The organism is Aurantiacibacter arachoides (assembly GCF_009827335.1).
Taxonomy (GTDB): Bacteria; Pseudomonadota; Alphaproteobacteria; order Sphingomonadales; family Sphingomonadaceae; genus Alteraurantiacibacter; species Alteraurantiacibacter arachoides.
This window is the reverse complement of record NZ_WTYH01000001.1, coordinates 1,132,186-1,156,100: the sequence shown is the minus strand read 5'-3', so window position 1 is coordinate 1,156,100 and position 23,915 is coordinate 1,132,186. Positions and strand designations below refer to the sequence as shown.

The following is a 23,915-nucleotide window of genomic DNA, read 5'->3' as shown; positions in this document are numbered from 1 at the left end:
TAATTCGGCGTTATTCCTCAGCCGGGATACGCGGCAGCAACCTGGCGACAAGGACGAGCGTGGCTGCAAGCATGATAGCCGCCTCCGGAGGAGCGACCGTGGAGACCAGCGCGACCAGTCCGGCGATAACCGCCCGATCGCGCAAGGGTCGGGCATAGGTGGGGGCGTCATCCCGATCGAGCGCCAGCAACCCGGCTGCCAGCATCAGGGGCGGAAACACCGTACGATACCACAGGCCGTCGATCGCCAGCACGCCGATGACAAGCAACACGATGTCCACCAACCGGCGTAACCATGGCAGACGGCCGATGCGCCCGAACGGCGCCACCGCGAGACGGGACAGGGCAAGAAAACTCTCGATCGCAGGCACGGCCAGCGCCGCGAGGGCAAACGCAGGCACGGGCAGATCGGACCATGCCGCCGCCACCGAGCCGCCTAGCAGGAGTGCCGACAGCGCCAGCAAGGCGGGGCGGGTAAAGGGCCGGTCCATCAGCCATCCGCCCGCCCGTCCGACGACGCGTTCCGCCAGCCAGCGCGATGGCGAGGTGGGCGGCGACGCGCCGACATGACTGCGCAGCCAGGTGGCCTCGCGCCGTTCTGCCGCCGCCGCGTCATGCACCACCAGCCACTGGCCATCGTCCAGCATGGCATCGTCGAGCCGCGCTTCGGGAAGCCGCATCTGCAAGGCGATGCGCAACAGCGCGGCGTGGGGTGCGGCATCCTCGGGCAGGCTGATGAGCCGCCCCAGCCACTTGCCCGGCACCGTCATCGCACCTGCAGATGCGCGATCCAGATCGATGCGCTCGAACCCTGCCGTGGTTCCCGGCCCGGCGGACACCACCAGCATCCGGTCACCCTCGGCGCGAAGCAGATCGAGCGCCTGCCGCGATTCGGGCAGCATCCCGGGCTGCATCACCAACAGGCTGTCCCCATCGGCAATAGCACCGGGCAAGGCGTGGGCGCTGGAGATCACCTGGAACCGCATGCCTTCGCGCTCTGCGGCGTGACGCAAAGCAACAGCCGCCGACGATACGCCCCCGCCAAAAGCAATCACGCCTTCGCAACCGCAGGCCTTTGCGAACAGCAATTGCCGCTCGGCCACGGTCTTGCCGGCAATGGTGGGCATCTCGCCCAAGCCATCCCCGCCTTGTGGCAGGCTGATCAATGCGGCGCGCAAATGGCGTGCTCCCGACGTTCGTCTCGATCCAGCGGTCAAGCTAGGCAGCGCCAGTGCACCTGCCAAGCCGCTATGTGGCGCGCCGGCGAATAAACGGCGCGCAATCCCGCGCGCCAGCACGAGGCTGCCTGACCGGCCGAAGATACCGCACACGGCGGCGGACAACGCAGCAGGCCGGGGTTCCCCGGACGTCGCAATCTGATAAATGTCCCTCGATGACACGTCGCAGAAATTTCTCGCCGCTGGAGGGAGTCGCCATGGCCGACACCGAAGCCGACCACACCACGGTTCGCCACGAGAATGACGGGACACCGGCCTACGACGAAGCGTTCGAACCGGAGGCGGAAGAGGCGGAGTTCTGGACCGAAGAAGAAAGCGAACCTCGCGCCCGTCCACGCTTCACCTGGGCGGTGCCGCTGTTTGCCGGCCTGATCGTCCTTGCATGGACAGGTTTCTTCTTCTGGACCTACCGCGCGCCCATTCTTGCCGGTGCCCCGGCACAGCAGTGGATCGACTGGATCGGTGAGTGGTCGCTGCCAGTGATCCTCGTGATCGGCCTGTGGCTGCTCGCCATGCGCAACAGCCGGCGGGAGGCCAACCGTTTTACCGACGCCGCGCGCGCGCTGTCGGAAGAGTCCGCCCTACTTGAAAGCCGGCTTGCCATCGTCAATCGTGAGCTGGCAATCTCGCGCGATTTCATCGCGGCGCAGTCCCGCGATCTCGAAACGCTCGGTCGCCTCGCCAACGAGCGGCTTTCGACCAACGCCGACCGCCTGCAGACCCTGATCCGCGACAACAGTGCGCAGGTCGAACAGATCGGCAGTGTCAGCGATACCGCGCTCGCGAACATGACGAGCCTGCGCGATCACCTGCCCGTCGTCGCCAACGCCGCGCGTGACATGACCAACCAGATCGGCAACGCCGGTAATGTCGCGCAGGAACAGGTCGAGGCGCTGGTGACCGGGTTCGACCGGCTCAACCAGTTCGGCGTGGCGAGTGAGCGGCACGTGGAACGGATCGGCGAGCGGGTCGGTGCAACGCTGGAGCTGTTCGATACGCAGGTAAGCGCGCTGGGCGAAGCGACCCAGGAACGTTTCGACAAGCTGCGCCGGGTGAGCGAGGGTTTTCGCGCCGATCTCGCCCTGTCGCAGGACGAAGCCATCGCCGCGATCCGCACCCGCGCCTCCGCCGTCGCCCAGGAACTGCGCGGACACGACTTGGCCCAGCGCGCTGCCGAGGAAGAGGCGATTGCCGCAATGCGCGAACGTCTCGGCGCGCTGCAGGAGGATGGCGAGCGCTTGCTCGCGGCGCTGGGGGAAGGCCACGGCGAGGCGGTTGGCCGGTGGAGCGAATCGATCGCTGCGCTCGAATCCCGTATGCAGGGGGCTATCGCCACCATTTCCGAGGCCGACGAGGTCGCGATGACCAGCGCGGCGGAGCGGCTGGGCGCGCTCGATGCCCGGCTCGTTGCCATCGATGCGGCGATGCACGCGCGCCAGGATGCGCAGGTCGACCACGCCGCCGGCATGGTCGAGCGCACCGACAACCTGGCTGCCCGCATGGCCGAACTGGACGCCGAGATGCGGCGCATGGCCGCAGAAAGCCGGGGGGCGAGCGAGGGCCTGGGCGATGCGGCGCAGGGCCTGGCAGACCGTGTCGAGCAGAGCCGCGCGGTCCTGGAAAACAGCGGCGAGTTGATCGCGCGATTGACCAGTGACAGCGTGCGCCTGCTGGAGATCATCCGTTCCGGATCGGCTCACTCACAAGGCGCGCTGGCCGATTCCATCGGCGAGGCGGAGAAGCGGCTCGCCCGCTTCGGCAACGAGACCGGGCGCCTCCATGCGCTGATCGGCGATGCCGCTTTGCGCAGCGAAGCCTTGTCCGGTCATGTCGAGAATGCGCGCGATATGGGCACGGCATCGCTGGACACGCTGACCGCACTGGAACAGCGCATGACCGCGCTGGCCGCCGAGAGCGAGCGCCTGGCCGAGCGCACCGGCTCCGAATTGCGGGTGGCGCTTGAGCATCTAGCCGGTGAAGCCGGTGGCGCGCTGGAAAACCTGCGTGAAAACCAGCGCGAAGTCATCGACGAGATTGCCGATCGGATCGCCGAAGACAGTCGCACCCGCATTGCCGAGGCCATCCGGCACAACGCCATAGAGGCCATTTCAGAGCTCGAAGACGCTGTCGCCCGCGCGACCGAATCCGGCGAGGCGACCACCGCCGCTCTGCGCAGCCAACTGGGCGAGGTCGAGACGCTGGCCGGCAATCTCGAAGCGCGCATCGACTATGCCCGCGAACGGGCCGAAGAGCGGATCGACAGCGAGTTCACGCGCCGCATGGCGCTGATTACCGAGGCCCTGAATTCCTCCGCGATCGACATCGCCAAGGCGTTCGATAACGAGGTATCGGACACGCAATGGTCGAACTACCTGCGCGGTGACCGGGGCATCTTCACCCGTCGCGCCGTGCGGCTGCTCGACAAGCACGAAAGCCGCGCGGTGGCCGGGGTCTATGACGAGGACAGCGAATTTCGCGAAACGGTTAACCGCTACATCCACGATTTCGAGGCGATGCTGCGCGAGGTGCTTTCCACGCGTGACGGCAATGCAATCGCGGTTACGCTGCTGTCCAGCGATGTCGGCAAGCTCTACGTCGCGCTGGCACAGTCGATTGACCGGTTACGCGGCTGACCGGGCATTCAGCGCTGACGCGGTTCGTAGCCGGGTGGCGTGCCGAACAGGTTCACATCGTCGACGGTCACCCATCCCTCGATGTAATTGGCGATATAAAGCGCGCACAATACGGCGGCAATTACGGTAGCGCGGCCCACGATCCGCCACGGATGAAACTCCGCCGGCGCGCTGTCCGCCTGGCCGGGAATTTTGGACAAGCCAGCCTCGTCAGCCGTCCGCACGCCGAATGGCAGCAGCAGGAACGCGGTCATCACCCAGAACAGCGCATAGATCGCGATGATGGACGTAAGGGCCACGGCTCACATCACTCCGCAAGCAGCGAGATGACACGGGTCTGCGGCTTCTTGCCGGACCAGCGCTGGGCGGCGCGACGGGCCGCAAGACGCGCGGCCTCCACGACGGCTTCGGGATCGGCGCGGCGACCCTTCCCCACGCGGGCCACGGCCGTGGCAACATCGCTCTCGGCCTCGGCAACGAAGGCGTCATAATCCTCGTCGAGCGGCAGGCCAATTCCCTCGACCTGCACCCTGCCCCGGCCGCCGAGCACGACGATCACGAGGCCATCGCGCGCAAGGCGGCGGCGCATCGTGATCGCTTCGCCATCGGCAGGGACGATGACGTCGCCGTCAAGCACCAGGCGCCCGGTCATGACCTCGCCCAGCTTTTCCGGTACGCCGGGGGCAAGGCGGACGATCTCGCCGTTCTGCTGGAACACGGAGTGCGGGATGCCGCTGGCCAAGCCGAGCCGAGCCTGTTCGATCAGGTGACGAACCTCGCCATGCACTGGCACGAGGATCTGCGGGCGCAACCAGCCATACAGCGTTTCCAGTTCGGGCCGCCCAGGGTGGCCGGAGACATGGATCTCGCTCTGACGGTCGGTCACCATCACGATGCCGCGCTCCGCAAGGCGGTTCTGTATCCGCCCGATGGCAAGCTCGTTTCCCGGAATCTGCCGGCTGGAGAACAGCACGACATCACCCCGGGTGAGTTCGAGCCGGTGGCTTTCCTCGGCAATGCGGCTGAGCGCCGCACGTGGTTCGCCCTGCCCACCGGTGGCGATGATCAGAACCTCGCCGCGCGGCAGGTCCATCGCCTGGTCGAAATCGACGGTTCCGGGGAAATCCTGCAGGTAGCCATGGTCCTGGGCCACCTCGATAATGCGATCGAGCGAGCGCCCCGCCACGCACAGCTGACGCCCCGTCTCGCGTGCAACTTCGCCCAACGTCTGCAGGCGGGCCACGTTGGAGGCAAAGGTCGTGACCAGCACACGCTTGCCGGCGTGCTTGCGCACTTCTTCCAGCAAACCGCGATGCACCGCGCCCTCGCTGCCCGAGGGGACAGGGTTGAAGACATTGGTCGAATCGCAGACCATTGCCAGCACGCCCTCGTCACCGATCGCGACTAGTTCCTGCTCGGTTGTCGGATCGCCGATGATGGGTTCTTCATCGAGCTTCCAGTCACCGGTGTGGAACACCCGCCCGAACGGCGTTTCGATCAGCAGGGCATTGGCCTCGGCAATCGAGTGGGCGAGCGGGACATAGGTGATCGAGAAGGGGCCGAGATCGAGAGGACCGTGACCTTCCCTGATGACATTGAGCTTCACCTGCCGCTCCAGTCCGGCCTCGGCCAGCTTGCGGCGGACGAGTTCGGCCGTGAACGGCGTGGCGTACAGCGGCACGCCCAGTTCTGCGGCAAAATAGGGAATGGCGCCGATGTGATCCTCGTGCGCGTGCGTAATCACGATGCCCACAAGATCGTCGGCGCGGTCCTCGATGAACTCGGGATCGGCGAACATCAGCTCTGTGCCAGGATATTCGTTGCTGCCGAAGCTCATGCCGAGATCGACCATCAGCCACTTTCCACGGCAGCCGTAGAGATTGACGTTCATGCCAATCTCTCCGCTGCCTCCCAGCGCGAGGAACAGCAATTCGTCTTCAGGTGTGTAATTCTTTTTCATGGGCCTCCGGCACGGTCCGCCAGGATCTGCAATCCGCGGATCGTCAGGTCGGCATCGACGACATCGAAAATGTCGGTTTTCTCGTCAAACAATATGGCGAGCCCGCCGGTCGCTACAACCTTTACCGGTCGACCTATTTCGGCTTTCATGCGCGCGATGAGGCCTTCCATCATCGCGACGTATCCCCAGAACACGCCGATCAGCATCTGATCCTCGGTATTGCGGCCGATGACACTGGCGGTTTCAGGCGCGCGGATCGCGATCCGCGGCAATTTGGCGGTGTTGCCCACCAGCGCGTCGAGCGAGAGATTGATGCCCGGCGCGATGATGCCGCCCTTGTAGGCGCCGTTATAGTCGATCGCCTCGAACTTGGTCGCGGTGCCGAAGTCGACCACGATCATGTCGCCGCCCACCAGTTCGTGCGCGGCGATGCAGTTCAGGGCGCGATCGGCGCCCAGCGTATTGGGTTGTTCGACGTCGATTGCGAAATCCCAGGCCGCCGCGCCCTCGCCCGCCACCATCGGCTCGATGCCGAAGTATTTCTGGGCAAGCACGGTGATGTTATGATTGGCGCGCGGCACGACCGAGCCGAAGATTATGCGGGTAATCGCGCTGCGCTCGATCCCCTCGATAGCGAGCAACTGGACAAGCCAGGTGGCATACTCGTCGCCCGTGCGGCGACCGTCTGTGGCAATGCGCCAGCGGGCGCGGATGTCCGTGCCTTCAAACAACGCGAAAACGACGTTGGTGTTGCCGGCATCGATGGCGAGAAGCATCGGCTCAAGTCTCCAGTTCCACGTCGCCCGCGTGGATGATGCGGGTGCTTCCGTCAACCAGCGCCAGGCGCAGTGCCCCATCCGGCGCGAGCCCGTCGAAGGCCCCAGCTATCCGCTCGCCGCCATCGGTCACCGTCAACGCCGCACCGCGAGGGTGAGCGCGCACTTCCCATTCGGCCAGGGTGGTGGACAGCGGCTCTGCGCGCCAGCGATCGAGGCGTCCGGCTAACGTCCGTGCAAGGTCGCTCAGCACGACTGCTGCCGTGTTGGAGTTGTCCGGGTTTGCACTGTGTATGGCTGTCACCGCCCGATCGGCGACGGGGGGGGCGGTGGCCACGTTGATGCCCACGCCGACGATCACGGCATCGCCCACGCGCTCGCACAGGATGCCGGCGATCTTTGCCCCGTCCACCATCAGGTCGTTGGGCCACTTGAGCCAGCGGTAATTGCCGGGGTCGGCCTGAGGCACGTTGAGTTGCGACATCAGCAGGTCGTGCACCGCCAGCCCTGCCACCAGCGACAGCGTATGCGGCGGCGGGTCGCCGCCTGCAGGGTGGACAAGGGTCGAGGCGTAGAGATTTCCCTCGGCCTCGCGCCAGTCGCGCCCCGCCCGTCCCCGGCCAGCGGTCTGCCTTTCCGCGCGCAGCCAGGTGCCTTCGGCAATCGCATGGCCGGCGCGCAGACGTTCGGCGAGGACAGTGTTGGTCGATCCCGCTTGGGCAAGCGTTTCGATCAACGGTGCGGTGTCAGACGAGGGGAAGCGCGAGCGAAGCCGCCGCAAGGTTCGCCAGATTGCCGAGCCAGGGAATGAGGAGATAACCCAGCGGCGAGATCAACAGCGCGCAGATCACCAGCAGCGCCGTGTGCGCAAGGTCGCTGGCTCCGCGAACGGTGTCCGCCGGATCGTCGAAAAACATGACCTTGACGATCTTGATGTAATAGAACGCGCCGATCACGCTGGCGGCGATGCCGATGGCGGCCAGCGCCACGAGGTCGGCCTGCACCGCGGCCTGGAACACCACGAACTTGCCCCAGAAACCGAACAGCGGCGGGATCCCGGCAAGGCTGAACATGAGTGCAAGCAGGCACCAGGCGACAAGCGGGCGGGTGGTCGAAAGGCCAGCCAGGTCGGATATGCCCTCAAGCTGGCGCCCCTCGGCATCGCGCATCAGCAGCACAGCCACGAAGCTGCCGATCGTCATCACCACGTAGATCGCCAGGTAGACCAGCATTGCGCTGACGCCCGCAACGCTGGCGGCGGCGAGGCCGATCAGGATGAAACCGACGTTGTTGATCGAGCTGTAGGCCATCAGGCGCTTGATGTTGGTCTGACCGATCGCGCCCAGCGCGCCGATCACGATCGACAGCAGCGCGGCAAAGATCACCACCTGCCGCCAGGCGTCGACCTGCGTGCCGAATGCCTCCAGCGTGACCCGCGCGAGCAGCGCGATGGCGGCGACCTTGGGGGCGCTGGCGAAGAACATCGTCACCGGTGTCGGCGCGCCGGTATAGACGTCGGGCGTCCACATGTGGAACGGGGCGGCGCTGATCTTGAACGCGAGCCCGGCGAGCACGAAGATCAGCCCGAACAGCATGCCTGTGTTGAGGCCGCCTGCCGTCGCCACGGCAATGCCGGCAAAGCTGGTCGTGCCGGTGAAACCATAGATCAGGCTCATGCCGAACAGCAGGATGCCCGAAGCGAGCGCGCCGAGCACGAAGTACTTGAGGCCGGCCTCGGCAGACCGCTCGTCATCCCGCAGGATAGAGGCGAGAACGTAGGCGCTGAGCGAGTTCAGTTCGAGCCCGATATACAGCGTGACGAGGTCCGTTGCCGAGACCATCACGCTCATGCCGAGAGCGGCGAACAACACCAGCAGGGGAAATTCCGCCCGCATCGCGCGCAGACTTTCGAAGAAGCGCGGAGCCACCACGAGCGCGGCACCGGCAGCGGCATAGATCATCAGCTTGGCAAAGCCGGCAAAGGCATCGGCGCTGAATTGCCCGCCGAATGCCATGCGATCCGGCCCGCTTGCGCCTGCGCATACCGCCGGCGCGACCAGGAAGAAGGCGGCACCAAGCGCAATGCAGGTGGCGATACTGATTGTGCTGGCGAGCTTGTCCCCGCCCCAGGCGGCAAACAGCAACAGCACGAGGCCGGAGAGCGAAAGGACGATCTCGGGCGCGATCAGGCCGAGGGATGAAGTGAGGTCCATCAGTGCGCTCCCTCGGCAGGCTCGACCGTGGCGGCTGGCGCAGCTTCTCCGATGAAGAGGTTGGCGTCGCTGGCGGGTGCGGCACGGTCAAGCCGGGCGTCGAGCAGGGCGATATCGGCACGCATCGGGGCAAGGAAACTTTCGGGATAGACGCCCATCCACAGCACGACGGCAGCAATCGGGCCGAGCAGCAGCAACTCTCGCGCCGAAAGGTCGGGCATGGCGGCGGCATCGGCGTTGACCTGCTGCCCGAAGGCGATGCGGCGGTAGAGGTAGAGCATGTAGGCAGCACCCAGGATGATACCGGTCGTCGCTACGAACGCGGCCCAGCTGTTTGCCTGGTAAATGCCCGCGAGCGACAGGAACTCGCCGACGAAGCCGCTCGTCCCCGGCAGGCCGATGCTGGCCATGGTGAACAGGAGGAACAGCACCGCATATTTCGGCATGTTGATGGCCAGACCACCGTAGCGGGAGATCTCGCGGGTATGCAGCCGGTCGTAGATCACGCCCACACACAGGAACAGCGCGCCCGAAACCAGGCCGTGGCTGAGCATGATGATCATGCCGCCTTCCAGCCCTTGCACGTTGAAGGCGAACAGGCCGATGATCACGATCGCCATGTGCGCAACGGAGGAATAGGCAATCAGCTTCTTCATGTCGTGCTGCACAAGCGCGATGAGGCTGGTGATGACCACGGCCGCCATCGCCAGGCCCCACATCAGCCACGCGAACTGGGCACTTGCTTCGGGAAACATCGGCAGGCTGAAACGGATGAATCCGTAACCGCCCAGCTTCAGCAACACGCCCGCCAGAATTACCGAACCTGCGGTGGGCGCCTGCACGTGCGCATCGGGCAACCAGGTATGCACGGGCCACATGGGGACCTTTACCGCAAAGCTGGCGAAGAACGCGAGCCACAGCCAAGTCTGTGCGCCCGGATCGAAATCGTAGACCATCAGCGCGGGAATGCTGGAGGTGCCTGCCTCGTTCACCATCCACAGCATGGCGACCAGCATCAGGACAGAGCCGATCAGGGTGTAGAGGAAGAACTTGTAGGCGGCGTAAATCCGGTTGTCGCCGCCCCAGATGCCGATGATGAGGTACATCGGAATAAGGCCTGCTTCGAACAGGATGTAGAACAGGAAGATGTCCTGCGCGGCAAAGGTGCCGATCATCAGCACCTCCATCAGCAGGAAGGCCGCCATGTATTCACCCACCCGCTTCTGAATGGCCTGCCAGCTGGCGCCGATGCACACCGGCATCAGGAACACGCTGAGCATGATCAGCATCAGCGCGATGCCATCGATGCCAAGCGCGTAGGAGAAACCGGCGAACAGGTCGGCGCTTTCGGTAAATTGCCACTGCGCGCCGCCGATGTCGTAGCTTGCCCACAGCAGAATGCCGAGCGCCAGGTCGATCAGCGTGGCGACCAGCGCGACCATGCGTGCCGTGCCGGCATTGACGAACAGACAGGCCACGGCTCCGACAAGCGGGACCAGCAGCATGATGGACAGGATGGGAAAGCCGCCCATCAGAACAGCACCCACGTGATGGCAGCGACCAGGCCGAGCAGCATGATCAGCGCGTAACTGGTGAGGTAACCCGACTGCACCCGGCGCGCGAACGTCGAGCCGCGCTCAACCACCCAGGCTGCGCCGTTGGGGCCGAAACGGTCGATGGTGCCCTCGTCACCCTTTTTCCAGAAGAAGCGGCCGAGCCAGAAGGCGGGGACCACGAAAAGATAGTGATACAATTCGTCGAACATCCACTTGCGATAGACGAAGGTGTAGATCGGCCCCAACTGCTCGGCGGTTTGCGAAGGCAGCTTCGGCTGAACGAGGTAGGCGTAGATCGCGCCGAGCAGACCGAGCGCCATAACGATCGTTGCGGCGTATTTCACCAGCGCCGGAACCTCGTGCATCTCGTGCATCAGCGCGGCGTTGTAGGCGATCGCGCCGTTCCAGAAGGCTGCTTCGTCCAGGAAGGCGTGGCTGAACAGGAAGCCTGCGGCGATGGCGCCAAGGCTCAGCACCGCGAGCGGGATCAGCATGGCAACCGGGCTTTCGTGCGGGTGATAACCGCCGGTTCCGTCGCCGTGCGCGGGATGCGGCACGGCATGATGCACGTCATGGCCGGCATCTTCCTGGCGCGGCGGGTTGTGATGATCCGGGTCGTCGTGGCCGTGATGCACGGCGTGCTGGATGTGTTCGCTCTCGATCCAGCGCGGCTTGCCCCAGAAGGTCAGGAACATCAGACGCCAGCTATAGAAGCTGGTCAGCAGCGCCGCAAAGGTACCCATCCAGAACGCCACGTTGGAGTAGGCACCGGCCGAGGCATAGGCGGCTTCCAGGATCGCGTCCTTCGAATGGAAACCGGCAAAGCCGATGGTCGGGATCGCGCCGATGTGAACCACACCCACCCCGGTAATCGCCAGCGTGCCGAACAGCATCGCCCAGAACGTGACCGGGATCTGCTTCCGCAGCCCGCCGTAATAGCGCATATCCTGTTCGTGATGCATGGCGTGGATGACCGAGCCCGCACCAAGGAACAGCAGCGCCTTGAAGAAGGCGTGGGTGAACAGGTGGAACATCGCCGCGCCATAGGCACCGACGCCCGCCGCGAAGAACATGTAGCCGAGTTGCGAGCAGGTCGAATAGGCGATCACCCGCTTGATGTCCCACTGCGTGGTGCCGATCGTCGCGGCAAAGAAGCAGGTGGCGGCGCCGATGATGGTCACGAACGCGAGCGCGGCCGGCGCGGCCTCGAACATGGGCGACAGGCGGCAGACCATGAACACGCCCGCAGTCACCATCGTGGCGGCGTGGATCAGCGCGGAAACGGGCGTCGGCCCCTCCATCGCATCGGGCAGCCAGGTATGCAGGCCGAGCTGGGCGGACTTGCCCATGGCGCCAATGAACAACAAGATGCACAGGACAGTCAGCGTATCGACGCGCAGGCCGAGGAAGCCGATCTCGCTTGCGCCCTGCAAGGCTGGCGCGGCGGCGAGGATTTCCGGAATGCTCGTGGTGCCGAACACCAGAAAGGTGCCGAAGATGCCGAGCATGAAGCCGAGGTCGCCCACGCGGTTGACCACGAAGGCCTTGATGGCGGCGGCGTTGGCGCTGGGCTTGCGGAACCAGAAGCCGATCAGCAGGTAGCTCGCCAGGCCCACGCCTTCCCATCCAAAGAACATCTGGACGAGGTTGTTGGCCGTCACCAGCATCAGCATGGCGAAGGTAAACAGCGAGAGGTAGGCGAAGAACCGGCTCTGGTCCGGATCTTCCTCCATGTACCCCCAGCTGTAGAGATGGACGAGTGCGGAAACCGTGGTGATGACCACCAGCATGATCGCTGTCAGCGTATCGACGCGCAACGCCCAGTCGAAAGTCATGTCGCCCGAGCGCACCCAGTCGAGAACATGGACCACGGTAGGCTCCACCCCGCCGCCCAGATACTGGAGGAAGATCGGCCAGCTCAGCCCGCAAGCCAGGAACAGCGCTCCCGTGGTGACGACCTTGGCCGCAGTGTGGCCGATCAGTCGCCCGCCGAGCCCTGCGATGACAGCAGCGGCCAGCGGCGCGAATACGATGACGAGGATCCAGTCCAAAGGTCTAGCCCTTCATCCGGTTGGCATCGTCCACCGCGATCGTGCCGCGCGAACGGAAATAGATGACGAGGATGGCGAGCCCGATGGCCGCCTCGCCCGCCGCGACGGTGAGCACGAACATGGCGAATATCTGCCCTGTCAGGTCGCCCAGGAAGGCACTGAAGGCGACGAGGTTGAGGTTCACCGCCAGCAGGATCAACTCGATCGCCATCAGGACGACGATGATGTTCTTGCGGTTCATGAAAATGCCGAGCACGCCCAGCACGAACAGCACCGAGCTGATGACGATGTAGTGTTCGATTCCGATCATGGTTCGCCGCCCCCGATGTCCACGCCTTCGCCCACGGTCGGCTGACGCATGACAGTCGCATCCTGCGGCCGGCGATTGACCTGCCGGGAAATGTTCTGCTGCCCCCGGCTCGCGCGCTGTTCGCGGTGGGTCAGCACGATGGCCCCGACCATCGCCACCAGCAGGATGATGCCCGCGGTCTCGAACAGGAAGAGGTAGCGGGAATAGAGCAGCGCACCGATGGCCTTGGTGTTGGAAATGCCCGCTGCGGCGGCGGCATCACCCAGCGGCTGCCCAAGATCGAGCCCGCCGGCGCGCCAGGCACCGATGCCGAAGACCAGTTCCGCCAGCAGGATCAGCGCGATGGCTGCGCCCAGCGGCGCGTTTTTCATGAAGCCGGAACGCAGCGTGGTGAAATCGATGTTCAGCATCATCACCACGAACAGGAACAATACGGCGACGGCGCCGACGTAGACAATAACCAGCAGCATCGCGATGAACTCGGCCCCCACCAGCACCATCAGGCCGGCGGCGTTGAAGAAGGCGAGAATCAGCCACAGCACCGAATGCACGGGATTGCGCGCCATGACGACGAGCACCGCGCTGGCGATCATCAGGACCGCGAAGAGATAGAAGGCGAAGACTTGCATGACGGTAACGCGCGGCCCCTAACGATACGGCGCATCGGCTTCAAGGTTCGCGGCGATGGCGCGCTCCCACTTGTCCCCGTTGGCCAGCAGTTTCGCCTTGTCGTAGAGCAGTTCCTCGCGCGTTTCGGTCGCGTATTCGAAGTTCGGCCCCTCCACCACGGCATCGACCGGGCAGGCTTCCTGGCAGAAACCGCAGTAGATGCACTTGGTCATGTCGATGTCGTAGCGCGTGGTGCGGCGGCTGCCGTCGGAACGCGGCTCGCTCTCGATGGTGATGGCCTGCGCGGGGCACACAGCCTCGCAAAGCTTGCAGGCAATGCACCGTTCCTCGCCGTTGGGATAGCGGCGCAGCGCATGCTCACCGCGAAAGCGCGGGCTGAGCGGATTCTTCTCGAACGGGTAGTTGATCGTCACCTTGGGCTTGAAGAAATACTTCAGCGTAAGGGCGTGCGCCTTCACGAATTCCCACAGGGTGAACGATCGTACGAGTTGGGCGACGGTCATGCCGCACCTCCATATCGGGTAATCATGAGCCAGAACGAGATCGCGACCACGAACAGCAGGCTCATCGGCAGGAAGACCTTCCAGCCAAGGCGCATCAGCTGATCGTAGCGATAGCGCGGCACCGTCGCCATCACCCAGCTGAACATGAAGAAGAAGAACAGCGTCTTGAGCAGGAACCAGACGATGCCGGGAATGTCGAACCACGGGATGAGATCGATGTTCAGCGGCGGCAGCCAGCCACCGAAGAACAGCAGCGTATTGAGGCTGCACATCAGCAGGATGTTGGCATATTCGCCCAGCCAGAACAGCGCGAAGCTCATGGACGAATATTCGGTCTGATAGCCGGCGACCAGCTCGCTTTCGGCCTCGGTCAGGTCGAACGGCACGCGCTGCGTTTCGGCCAGGCACGAGATGAAGAATACCACCCACATCGGGAACAGCAGCAGGTTGAAGACATACCCGTTCACGATGCCGAACCCGTGGCCAAGCTGGCCCATCACGATCTCGGACAGGTTGAACGAATCCGCGTAAAGCACCACGCAAACGAGGATGAAGCCGATCGAAACCTCGTAGGAGATCATCTGCGCGGCGGCGCGCATGGCGGAGAAGAACGGATACTTGGAGTTACTCGCCCAGCCCGCCATCGTCACGCCGTAGACGCTCAGCGAACTGATCGCGAGGATGTAGAGCAGGCCGACGTTGATATCCGCCAGCACCACTCCCGCGTCGAACGGGATCACCGCCCAGGCGATCAGCGCCACGGTAAAGGTGACGATCGGCGCGAGGATGAAGATGCCCTTGTTGGCCGCCGAGGGGATGATGGTTTCCTGCAGGAACACCTTCAACCCGTCCGCGAAGCTCTGCAGCAGGCCGAAGGGGCCGACCACGTTGGGGCCACGCCGCAGGTTTATTGCCGCCCAGACTTTGCGGTCCATGTAGATGATCATGGCCACCGCCAGCATCAGCGGCAGCGCGATGAGCAGGATACCGGCCACGCTGGCGACGAGGATCGCCCAGCCCGCGTCCATACCCCATCCGATGAAGGCCTCGGTCATTCCGCAGCCTCCCGCAGATCATCGCCGTGCAACAGTTCGTCCGAACAGCGCTGCATCACCAGGCTGGCGCGGGCGATGGGGTTGGTGAGGTAGAAATCCTTGATCGGATAGACGATCTCGCGGCTTTCCAGCGATCCATCGATGTCCGAAGGCAATGTGCCGTAATCGGCGATCTCGCCCTCGCGGCCGAGCGCCGGAACTTCGGCCACCATCGCGGCGCGCAGCTCGGCAAAGCTGTCGAAGTCGACCGAGACGCCCAGCGCATCGGCAAGAGCGCGCAGGATCGTCCAGTCCTCGCGCGCGTCGCCGGGCGCGAAGACGGCCTTGTCGCTCATCTGCACACGGCCTTCGGTGTTCACGTAGGTGCCGGGCTTCTCGGTAAAGGCGGCAGCAGGCAGGATGATGTCGGCGGCGTGTGCGCCCTTGTCACCGTGGTGGCCGATGTAGACCTTGAGGCTGCCCTCGAACCGGGTGAAATCGACCTCGTCCGCGCCCAGCGCCAGCACCACCCTGGGCGCTGCCTCGAAAAGATCAGCCATGCCGCCCTTTTGCGCGAAGCCGAGCATCAATGCGCCCATGCGGGCAGCAGAGAAGTGCAGGACGTTGAAGCCGTTCCAGCCTTCGCCAATGGCGCCAAAGCCCTGCGCCAGCTTCAGCGCCGCGCCATGCGCACCTGCGGCCAGCCCCGCCCCGCCGACGATCACTGCAGGCCTCGACGCCTTTTCGAACACCTCGGTCACGTGGCCCGGCAGGTCGTTCAGAACGGCGACGTCGGCTCCCAGGAACTCGGTGTTGTAGGTCGTATCCCACTGCGGCCCGACCACGAAGACCTTGGCCCCGCGCTTTACCGCCTTGCGGATGCGCACGTTCACCAGCGGCGCTTCCCAGCGCACGTGGCTGCCAACGATGAGGATGGCGTCCGCCTCCTCGATGCCAGCGAACCCGGAGTTGAAATTGACCGCCGCCAGGTTGGAGCAGTCGTAGCACATGCCCGTCTGGCGGCTTTCGATTAAATTCGATCCGCAGGCGCGCAGCAGGGCCCTGGCGGCGAACATCGTTTCGCAATCGACCATGTCGCCCGCAATGGCGGCGATGGAGGCACCGGGGGCGGCGCCGGCGATGCGGGCAAAGGCGGCATCCCAGCTCGAGGCCTCCAGCTTGCCGTCGGCGCCGCGCACGAACACCTTGTCGAGGCGGCGACGGGTCAGGCCGTCGACCTGATAGCGCGCCTTGTCGGAGATCCACTCCTCGTTCACGTCGTCGTTGATGCGCGGCAGCACGCGCAGCACTTCGCGCCCACGGCTGTCGATGCGAATGTTCGCGCCGACCGCGTCGCTTACGTCGATGCCCAGGGTCTTTTTCAGCTCCCACGGCCGCGCCTCATAGGCATAAGGGCCGCTGGTGAGCGCGCCGACCGGGCACAGGTCGATCACGTTGGCTGAAAGCTCGTGCTTCGCCGCCTGTTCCAGATAGGTGGTGATCTGCATATCCTCGCCGCGATAGAGCGCGCCGATCTCGTCAACGCCGGCGACTTCTTCGGAAAAGCGCACGCAGCGGGTGCAGTGGATGCAGCGCGTCATGATCGTCTTGATCAACGGGCCCATGTTCTTGGACGTGACCGCGCGCTTGTTCTCGTGATAGCGGCTCGCCCCGCGGCCGTACATTAGGCTCTGGTCCTGCAGGTCGCATTCGCCGCCCTGGTCGCAGATCGGGCAATCGAGCGGGTGGTTGATGAGCAGGAATTCCATCACGCCTTCGCGCGCGATCTTGACCATCTGGCTGTCGGTGCGAATCTCCTGCCCTTCGGTGGCCGGCAGCGCGCAGCTTGCCTGCGGCTTGGGCGGTCCGGGCTTTACCTCGACCAGGCACATCCGGCAGTTGCCGGCGATGGACAGACGCTCGTGATAGCAGAAACGGGGGATTTCCTTGCCGGCAAGCTCGCACGCCTGCAGCACGGTGGCGCCATCGGGCACCTCGATTTCCTGTCCGTCTACGGTGACCTTGGGCATTGCTGCTGAACCTAACTCTTGCCGTCTGCTAGCGATTTTGAATGCGGTAGTGACCGCGATGCGTGCTGCATCGCCTTACTCGAAAGAATCCGGACCTCAAGAGTGGGCATGCTCGTCGCGAAAGTTTGAAGGATCCGATCGAGCCGATCGCAATGCCTCACCAATCGTCCGTCGTCGGAAAGCTGGCCCTGCATTTCAAACGGTCGGCCCAGCGCCCGCATGGCTCTTACGCACCGGTATTCTCCGCCTGGGCGACCAGACGCAACGCGGCGGTCGCCAGTACCGCACGAAGGGCGGGAATGGTGAGGTCGATGCGGGCCGTCACGTTCGTCGCGCTTGCGCAAGGTCCGACTGCCGCCATGAAACCCTCGGCTGCGGCGGTTTCGGCCGCGCCGCCAGCCTCTGCGGCAAACAATGTGCCCACTTGGTCGGGCATGGAGCGGACCAGGCACTGGGCGACCGCATCGGTCGGCGCATAGGTTTCCACCGTCGCACCAGCAGCGCGCGTGATGCGGACGTTAACCGGCGCGTCCGCACGTTCCAGCCAGTTCTCGGCAATGGCGCCGGCCATCAGCAGGTTGCTGCTGCGAAGCCCGCGATTTGCGCCGACGTGATCATAGGCGCAGTCGTTGCCCGCTTCGGTCGCGAGCAGGCGCAGGCCCGTGCGATAGCCGTTGGTGCGGAAATCCCGGTTGAGCACGCGCAGGCTTTCGACAGGCTTGTGCTGGACGACGCAGCGGGCAAAATTGTCGAGCGCAATGCGCGCGGCCGCATCATCCTGGGTCTGTGCCGCGGCGGGCACCGTGCACAGCGCGGCCATCAAAACGGCAATGCTGCCCGGAAATCCCAATCCCTTCATCGGTCGCTCTCCTCTGACGTAGCGGCATGATGAAGCGCCTCGGCAAGCGCCAGGCGAACGTTGAGCGGGCGCAGGCTCACATCCCGGCCTTCGGGCAGGCAAGCTCCGAAATCGCCGGCGATCTGCTGGATGTAGGCGAGTTCCCCCGCGCTCTGCAGCCTGGTTTCGCGCAACAAGGTCATCGATTCGGCGGGATGCATCGCGACGTAGCACCGCGCGAAGTCATGCAGGTTGGCGATCGTATCAGGTTCTGCCGGCGGCGTCGCAACCAAGGCCGCTCGGCGGTCTTCCGGCAATTGTTCGATTAGGCCCTCCGCCACGACCCCGCGCACATGGGCCCGCAGAAGGCTGGCGCTGACGAAATTGCCCATGCAGCGATTGCTCTGCCGATGGAAAAGGGCAGCGAAAGCCGCGTTCTCTGCCTCGCTGTCGATTGGTGCAGCCAGAAAGGTGCGTGACGCTTCTTCCTTGCTGTTGGCAAGACATTGGCCGAGCCGGCCCATCATCTGCCAGTATTCCGCTTCGCTCGCATTGACCGGGGCGCTTGAAAATCCCGACGTTCCGCTGGAAAGCTGCGCCTGCGCCGGAACGGCGATGACGCACAGTGCCGCGAAGGCCATCGCCCCGCTGACGCGAAGCGATCGGATCACGATGCGCTGCCTGACCCGTAGTGGCTGCGCGACCACAGGCCGTCCGCGGCGATCTGGCGGATCAGCGAGGTTCCGATGGACAGCGAAGCTTCGTCGGTGTTGGCGCAGGTTGCCAGTACCGGGCCAAGAACGGCTACCGCCTCTGCCTCGTCATTTGATCCTGGACGCGAATCGAGCATCTCGTGCGCAGCATCCATCGCATTGTACGTCATGCAATCCGCGAGTGCGGCCATGGTGGTGACCTGGGAATGCACCCGGCCTGGTCCAAAGCGCCCGGCGACGTCCTGCACGCTTGCACTATCAATCGTCGGGGGGCCGTCGAAATCCTGCAGATAGGCCTCCTCCGCAAGCAGGTTGCGCAAGGTCGCGAACTGGATCTGCATGTAGGTGTGGTATGTCTGGTTGTCGGCCCCGCGCATCAGGCGACCGATGCAATAATTGACCTCCAGATCCTCGAACAGCGTTTCGGAATCCATGCCCGCAGCTGCGAAATCGACGTTGTAGAAATTGCTGTTTGCGAGCAGCGTGCGCACGTCTTCCCTGTTTCGGCTGAAGACGCAGTTGGCGACCTGTTTCTGCATGCGGCGCCCCTGATCGGGGTCAGCCGTTTCCGCCGACCGCTGGAACCGGGTGCCCGTCTGCATACCGTTGTTGTTCTGGCGTTGGCTTTGCGCCTGGGCGGGAACAGTGAGGACAGCCGCAGCGGCTGCGGCGCAGAGCACGGTGGCAAACAAATACTTCATTCGGCGGCCTCCCTCAGTGTATCTTCCCGGTCTGCGATCCGCCGCTCCAGTTCGGGGCGGAAATGCTTGAGCAGGCCCTGGATCGGCCAGGCCGCGGCATCGCCCAACGCGCAGATGGTGTGCCCTTCGACCTGCTTGGTCACCTGGTAGAGCATGTCGATCTCGGCGCTCGAACTTTCGCCCACGCGCAACCGCTCCATCACGCGCCACATCCAGCCCGTGCCTTCGCGGCAGGGGGTGCACTGCCCGCAGCTTTCGTGCTTGTAGAAGTAGCTGAGCCGGCTGATGGCGCGCACGATATCGGTGGACTTGTCCATCACGATAACGCCCGCGGTGCCGAGACCGCTGCCCACTTCCTTCAAGCCGTCGAAGTCCATCGGCGCGTCGATGATCTGCTCGGCAGGCACGAGCGGCACGGACGAACCGCCGGGGATCACGGCGAGCAGATTGTCCCAACCGCCGCGAATGCCGCCGCAGTGCTTCTCGATCAGTTCGCGGAAGGGGATGCTCATCGCCTCCTCCACTACGCAGGGCGTGTTCACGTGCCCGCTGATCTGGAACAGCTTGGTGCCCTTGTTGCCCTCACGTCCGAAGCCGCTGAACCAGCTCGCCCCGCGTCGCAGGATCGTGGGGACGACAGCGATGCTCTCGACGTTGTTGACCGTGGTCGGGCAGCCATAAAGGCCCGCGCCGGCGGGGAACGGCGGCTTTAGGCGCGGCTGCCCCTTCTTGCCCTCCAGGCTCTCGATCATCGCGGTTTCTTCACCACAGATGTAGGCGCCGGCACCGCGGTGCATGAACACGTCGAAATCGTAGCCGCTGCCGCTGGCGTTGTTGCCGATCAGCTTGGCCGCATAGGCCTCGTCGATGGCGGCCTGCAACGTCTCCGCCTCGCGGATGTATTCGCCGCGGATGTAGATATAGGCTGCCCGCGCCCGCATGGCGTAGCCGGCGATCAACGCGCCCTCGATCAGCTTGTGCGGATCGTGGCGGATGATCTCGCGGTCCTTGCAGCTGCCAGGCTCGGACTCGTCGGCGTTGATGACGAGGAAGCTGGGCCGCCCGTCCTTGCTCTCCTTGGGCATGAAGGACCACTTCATGCCGGTCGGGAAGCCCGCCCCGCCGCGCCCGCGCAGCCCGCTGGCCTTGATCTCCTCGATGATGGCGTCTTGCGCCTTTGCCATCAGGCCCTTGATATCGTCCCAGTCACCCCGCTGGCGCGCCGCATCCAGGCCCCAGGGCTGGAAGCCGTAGACGTTGGTGAAGATGCGGTCCTTATCGGCGAGCATCATCCCATCCCCCCGCCGAAAACGAACAAGGCGGCGACAATCAGGATGGCGACAAGCGCCACGGTCTTGATGATGCCCTTGAGGAACTTCCATGCGATGAAGACGAGCACCAGTGCGATGATGATGGTGATGATCGAGCTATCCATTACCATTCGCTCCGGTAGTCGTGGTTGGCGTCGACCATTTCCTTGAGGGACGTCGGGCCACCTGCGGGTTCGCTGGTGTGGCGGCCGGGTTCCTGCGTGCCGGTCTTGGGCTGCTCGCCCGCGGCCAGCGCGTCGAGGACGGCGTCGAGGCGCTCGGCGGTCAGGTCTTCGTAGTTGTCGTCGTTGATCTGTACCATCGGCGCGGTGGCGCAGTTGCCCATGCACTCGACCTCGGTGAACGACCACAGGCCGTCGTCCGAGACGTGGCCCTTCTTCATGCCCCGCGCCTTGCACGCTGCCAGCAGTTCGTCCGAGCCGCGCAGCATGCACGGCGTGGTGCCGCAGACCTGCACGTGGAAGCGCCCGACGGGGGCGAGGTTGTACATGGTGTAGAAGGTCGCGACCTCGAGCACGCGGATCACCGGCATATCGAGGTAACGGGCGATGTATTCCATCACCGGCAGCGGCAGCCAGCCCTGCGTGTTGGTTTCCGCACCAACCTGCCGTTGGGCGAGATCGAGCAACGGCATGACCGCGCTCTTCTGACGACCCTCGGGATAGCGCTTGATCGCGGTATCGGCCTTGGCGCTGGTCGCCTCATTGAATGACCAGTTGCCCCAGCGCTCGCGCAGTTCGGGGGTGTCGGGGGCGATGTGACGGGCAGCCATCAGCGGTCACACTCCCCGAACACCACGTCGATCGCGCCGAGGATTGCGGTCGCGTCGGGCAGCATGTGGCCCTTGCACATGAAGTCCATCGCCTGGAGGTGGCTGAACGCCGTCGGGCGGATCTTGCAGCGGTAGGGTTTGTTCGACCCGTCCGACACAAGGTAGACGCCGAACTCGCCCTTCGGGCTCTCGGTGGCGACGTAGACTTCGCCCGCGGGCACGTGGAAACCCTCCGTGTACAGCTTGAAGTGGTGGATCAGCGCTTCCATCGACTGCTTCATCTCGGCGCGCTTGGGCGGGCTGACCTTGCGATCATCCGACGCCACCGGGCCTTCGGGCATTTCGGCCAGGCACTGCTTGATGATCCGGGCGCTCTCGTAGACTTCTTTCACGCGCACCATGAAGCGATCGTAGCAGTCCGAATTGGTGCCGACGGGAATGTCGAATTCCATCCGGTCGTACACCTCGTAGGGCTGGCTCTTGCGCAGATCCCACGGGATGCCGGCAGCGCGGATCATCGGGCCGGAGAAGCCCCAGGCGACCGCGTCCTCTTTGGAAACTACGGCGATGTCGACATTGCGCTGCTTGAAGATGCGGTTGTCGACCACCAGGCTCATCGCGTCGCCGAACAGTTCGGGCAGGCGCGTGTCGCACCAGTCGCCGATGTCCGTCAGCAGCTTCAGCGGCACGTCCTGGTGAACCCCGCCGGGCCGCAGATAGGCATGGTGCATCCGCGCGCCGCTCATGCGCTCGAAGAAGTTCATGCAGTCTTCGCGCAGTTCGAACATCCACAGGTTGGGCGTCATCGCGCCCACGTCCATCACGTGGCTGCCGAGGTTGAGCATGTGATTGCAGATGCGCGTCAGTTCCGCGAACAGCACGCGCAGGTACTGGGCGCGGATCGGCACCTCGATGTTGAGCAGCTTTTCCACCGCCAGGATGTAGCTGTGCTCCATGCACAGCGGACTGCAGTAATCGAGCCGGTCGAAATACGGCAGCGCCTGCAGGTAGGTCTTGTACTCGATCAGTTTCTCGGTGCCGCGGTGCAGCAGGCCGATGTGCGGATCGATGCGCTCGATGATCTCGCCGTCCAGTTCCATCACCATGCGCAGCACGCCATGCGCGGCAGGGTGCTGCGGGCCGAAGTTGATCGTGTAGTTGGAAATCTCCCCGCCGTCGGTGGTGGGGCTATCCTCTAGAACAAAGCCGCTCATACGCCGCAGGTCCAGGTTCCGGGCGCATAGCGCACTTCGTTTTTCATATCCTTGCGCACGACGAGTTCGGCGGGCCAGCGCGCGCTTTCGACACCGAAGGCCGTGCCCTGGCCAGCGCCGCGCTCCACGGTGACGGTGTATTCGCCGTCGGTCATGGTGGGGCCGGCGTCGATCCCGGCGGGGCCGGTCAAGTCGGCACCGGCGAGCAGACGGTCGACGCCGCTCACCTGGATGACCCCGTTGCCGCGCGCATTGCGGTTGTCCTCGGCACCGGCGATGAACAGCGTTTCGCCGTTGTGTTCGAACGAACAGCCGCCCAGTGTCGGACCGAGGTTGACCGAAACGTCACCGATGTTCTGCAACACGGGCACGGGATTGTCGATGCCTTCCACCTGTTCGCTGGCAATGCCATCCACGGCAACGCCGGCCTCTTCGGGCGCATCTTCGCGAGCCTGGTCCTCGACATCGCCATCGTCGACATCATTACCGCAGGCGGAGAGCAAGAGCGCGGAGGCCGTCAGCGCGGCCATCAGGGATTTGCGAGGCATCAGTCCTTCTCCTCGTCCGTTTCAGTGGCGGCGGAGGTATCCGGCGACTTGCCTTCGCGCCTTGGACGGCCCGGCCTGCTTTCGGTCGGTGCAGGTGCGCCCGCATCGTCCTTGCCTATGCCACTTTCGGCCGGAGCGCCGGCGCTGACCTTTTCGGCTGCCTTGGCATCCGTCTTCTCGCCGGCACCGGTGTCTTTCGGGCTGTCCGTCGTTTTCGGGTCGGAGACTTGCGGCGTTGCCGCCTTTTCATCGCCCGGAAGCACGTAGTCCGCGCCTTCCCACGGGCTCATGAAATCGAAGCTGCGGAAATCCTGCGCCAGTTCCACGGGCTCGTAAACGACGCGCTTTTCCTCCTCGGAATAGCGCAGTTCCTGATAGCCGGTGAGCGGGAAATCCTTGCGGAAGGGATGCCCTTCGAAGCCGTAGTCGGTCAGGATGCGGCGCAGGTCCGTGTTGCCGGCGAACGTGACGCCGTACATGTCGAACACCTCGCGCTCCAGCCAGCCGGCATTCGGCCACAGCCGCGTGGCCGTTGGCACGGGCGTCGCCTCGTCGGTCGAGCACTTGACCATCACGCGGTGGTTTTTCGTCAGGCTGAGCAGCATGTAGACTACCTCGAACCGCTCCGGGCGGTCGGGGTAATCGACGCCGGCGATTTCCATCAGCTGCTGGTAGCCATGATCGTCACGCAGGGTGCGCAGCGCGTCCTCCACGCTGTCGCGCCTGACCGTGATGAGGATCTCGCCATGCTCTTCGTGCCGTTCGGCCACCATGTCGCCCAGCGCGGCGCACAACGTGTCGCAGACGCCTTCGTTGCTGGCGTAGCGAGGGCCGGAGTGGAGAACCGTTGCCATCAGCGTGAGCC

23 protein-coding genes are annotated in these 23,915 nt (G+C 64.5%); 1 reads left to right on the top strand and 22 read right to left on the bottom strand.

Features of this window, described 5'->3' with window-relative positions; translation table 11 throughout:
- Positions 1-10: 10 nt before the first annotated feature.
- A complete protein-coding gene (locus tag GRI62_RS05615) occupies positions 11-1,135 on the bottom strand; it encodes a hypothetical protein (RefSeq protein ID WP_160731818.1) in 1,125 nt (374 codons plus the stop codon).
- 299 nt (positions 1,136-1,434) lie between these two features.
- Between GRI62_RS05615 and GRI62_RS05610 the strand changes: the two genes are divergently transcribed.
- On the top strand, positions 1,435-3,870 hold the full coding sequence (locus GRI62_RS05610) for a hypothetical protein (RefSeq protein WP_131452393.1): 2,436 nt from the start codon (positions 1,435-1,437) through the stop codon (positions 3,868-3,870).
- Between the two features lie 8 nt (positions 3,871-3,878).
- On the opposite strand, the gene GRI62_RS05605 is transcribed toward GRI62_RS05610, so the two are convergent.
- The 21 genes from GRI62_RS05605 to GRI62_RS05510 all read right to left on the bottom strand — a co-directional run bounded on the left by GRI62_RS05605 (position 3,879) and on the right by GRI62_RS05510 (position 23,904).
- The gene (locus tag GRI62_RS05605) at positions 3,879-4,169 is read right to left on the bottom strand and encodes a DUF1467 family protein (protein WP_131452392.1); all 291 of its coding nucleotides are present in this window, start codon (positions 4,167-4,169) and stop codon (positions 3,879-3,881) included.
- Positions 4,170-4,177: 8 nt separating this feature from the next.
- Positions 4,178-5,830 carry a ribonuclease J gene (locus GRI62_RS05600; RefSeq protein ID WP_131452391.1) on the bottom strand — a complete coding sequence of 551 codons (1,653 nt, stop codon included), beginning with the start codon at positions 5,828-5,830 and terminating at the stop codon, positions 4,178-4,180.
- The gene (locus tag GRI62_RS05595; protein ID WP_131452390.1) at positions 5,827-6,606 is read right to left on the bottom strand and encodes a type III pantothenate kinase; all 780 of its coding nucleotides are present in this window, start codon (positions 6,604-6,606) and stop codon (positions 5,827-5,829) included. The genes GRI62_RS05600 and GRI62_RS05595 overlap by 4 nt, the downstream gene beginning before the upstream one ends.
- A gap of 4 nt (positions 6,607-6,610) precedes the next feature.
- On the bottom strand, positions 6,611-7,342 hold the full coding sequence (locus GRI62_RS05590; protein WP_131452389.1) for a biotin--[acetyl-CoA-carboxylase] ligase: 732 nt from the start codon (positions 7,340-7,342) through the stop codon (positions 6,611-6,613).
- 10 nt (positions 7,343-7,352) lie between these two features.
- On the bottom strand, positions 7,353-8,819 hold the full coding sequence (nuoN, locus tag GRI62_RS05585; RefSeq protein WP_131452388.1) for an NADH-quinone oxidoreductase subunit NuoN: 1,467 nt from the start codon (positions 8,817-8,819) through the stop codon (positions 7,353-7,355).
- Positions 8,819-10,351: an NADH-quinone oxidoreductase subunit M gene (locus GRI62_RS05580; RefSeq protein ID WP_131453787.1), complete on the bottom strand. Its 1,533-nt coding sequence runs from the start codon at positions 10,349-10,351 to the stop codon at positions 8,819-8,821. Before GRI62_RS05580 ends, nuoN begins: the two co-directional genes overlap by 1 nt.
- Entirely contained in the window at positions 10,351-12,426 is a 2,076-nt protein-coding gene (gene nuoL, locus GRI62_RS05575) for an NADH-quinone oxidoreductase subunit L (protein ID WP_131452387.1), read from the bottom strand. Before nuoL ends, GRI62_RS05580 begins: the two co-directional genes overlap by 1 nt.
- Positions 12,427-12,430: 4 nt before the next feature.
- Positions 12,431-12,736, bottom strand: coding sequence for an NADH-quinone oxidoreductase subunit NuoK (gene nuoK, locus GRI62_RS05570; protein ID WP_131452386.1), 306 nt, complete (start codon positions 12,734-12,736; stop codon positions 12,431-12,433).
- On the bottom strand, positions 12,733-13,365 hold the full coding sequence (locus GRI62_RS05565; RefSeq protein ID WP_131452385.1) for an NADH-quinone oxidoreductase subunit J: 633 nt from the start codon (positions 13,363-13,365) through the stop codon (positions 12,733-12,735). Before GRI62_RS05565 ends, nuoK begins: the two co-directional genes overlap by 4 nt.
- A gap of 18 nt (positions 13,366-13,383) precedes the next feature.
- Positions 13,384-13,869, bottom strand: a complete 486-nt coding sequence (nuoI, locus tag GRI62_RS05560) for an NADH-quinone oxidoreductase subunit NuoI (RefSeq protein WP_131452384.1) — start codon at positions 13,867-13,869, stop codon at positions 13,384-13,386.
- Positions 13,866-14,924, bottom strand: a complete 1,059-nt coding sequence (nuoH, locus tag GRI62_RS05555; protein WP_131452383.1) for an NADH-quinone oxidoreductase subunit NuoH — start codon at positions 14,922-14,924, stop codon at positions 13,866-13,868. Before nuoH ends, nuoI begins: the two co-directional genes overlap by 4 nt.
- The gene (gene nuoG, locus GRI62_RS05550) at positions 14,921-16,933 is read right to left on the bottom strand and encodes an NADH-quinone oxidoreductase subunit NuoG (RefSeq protein WP_131452382.1); all 2,013 of its coding nucleotides are present in this window, start codon (positions 16,931-16,933) and stop codon (positions 14,921-14,923) included. Before nuoG ends, nuoH begins: the two co-directional genes overlap by 4 nt.
- Before the next feature lie 226 nt (positions 16,934-17,159).
- The gene (locus tag GRI62_RS05545) at positions 17,160-17,792 is read right to left on the bottom strand and encodes a hypothetical protein (RefSeq protein ID WP_131452381.1); all 633 of its coding nucleotides are present in this window, start codon (positions 17,790-17,792) and stop codon (positions 17,160-17,162) included.
- The gene (locus GRI62_RS05540) at positions 17,789-18,442 is read right to left on the bottom strand and encodes a hypothetical protein (protein ID WP_131452380.1); all 654 of its coding nucleotides are present in this window, start codon (positions 18,440-18,442) and stop codon (positions 17,789-17,791) included. Before GRI62_RS05540 ends, GRI62_RS05545 begins: the two co-directional genes overlap by 4 nt.
- Positions 18,439-19,185 (bottom strand): hypothetical protein, encoded by a 747-nt coding sequence (locus GRI62_RS05535; protein ID WP_131452379.1) that lies wholly within the window; start codon positions 19,183-19,185, stop codon positions 18,439-18,441. The genes GRI62_RS05540 and GRI62_RS05535 overlap by 4 nt, the downstream gene beginning before the upstream one ends.
- Positions 19,182-20,474: an NADH-quinone oxidoreductase subunit NuoF gene (gene nuoF / locus GRI62_RS05530; RefSeq protein WP_131453786.1), complete on the bottom strand. Its 1,293-nt coding sequence runs from the start codon at positions 20,472-20,474 to the stop codon at positions 19,182-19,184. Before nuoF ends, GRI62_RS05535 begins: the two co-directional genes overlap by 4 nt.
- Positions 20,474-20,620, bottom strand: a complete 147-nt coding sequence (locus tag GRI62_RS14455; protein ID WP_188669330.1) for a hypothetical protein — start codon at positions 20,618-20,620, stop codon at positions 20,474-20,476. Before GRI62_RS14455 ends, nuoF begins: the two co-directional genes overlap by 1 nt.
- The gene (gene nuoE, locus GRI62_RS05525) at positions 20,620-21,288 is read right to left on the bottom strand and encodes an NADH-quinone oxidoreductase subunit NuoE (protein ID WP_131452378.1); all 669 of its coding nucleotides are present in this window, start codon (positions 21,286-21,288) and stop codon (positions 20,620-20,622) included. Before nuoE ends, GRI62_RS14455 begins: the two co-directional genes overlap by 1 nt.
- Entirely contained in the window at positions 21,288-22,502 is a 1,215-nt protein-coding gene (locus GRI62_RS05520; protein ID WP_131452377.1) for an NADH-quinone oxidoreductase subunit D, read from the bottom strand. Before GRI62_RS05520 ends, nuoE begins: the two co-directional genes overlap by 1 nt.
- Entirely contained in the window at positions 22,499-23,050 is a 552-nt protein-coding gene (locus GRI62_RS05515; protein ID WP_131452376.1) for a hypothetical protein, read from the bottom strand. Before GRI62_RS05515 ends, GRI62_RS05520 begins: the two co-directional genes overlap by 4 nt.
- Positions 23,050-23,904, bottom strand: a complete 855-nt coding sequence (locus GRI62_RS05510; RefSeq protein ID WP_131452375.1) for an NADH-quinone oxidoreductase subunit C — start codon at positions 23,902-23,904, stop codon at positions 23,050-23,052. The genes GRI62_RS05515 and GRI62_RS05510 overlap by 1 nt, the downstream gene beginning before the upstream one ends.
- Positions 23,905-23,915: the final 11 nt, after the last annotated feature.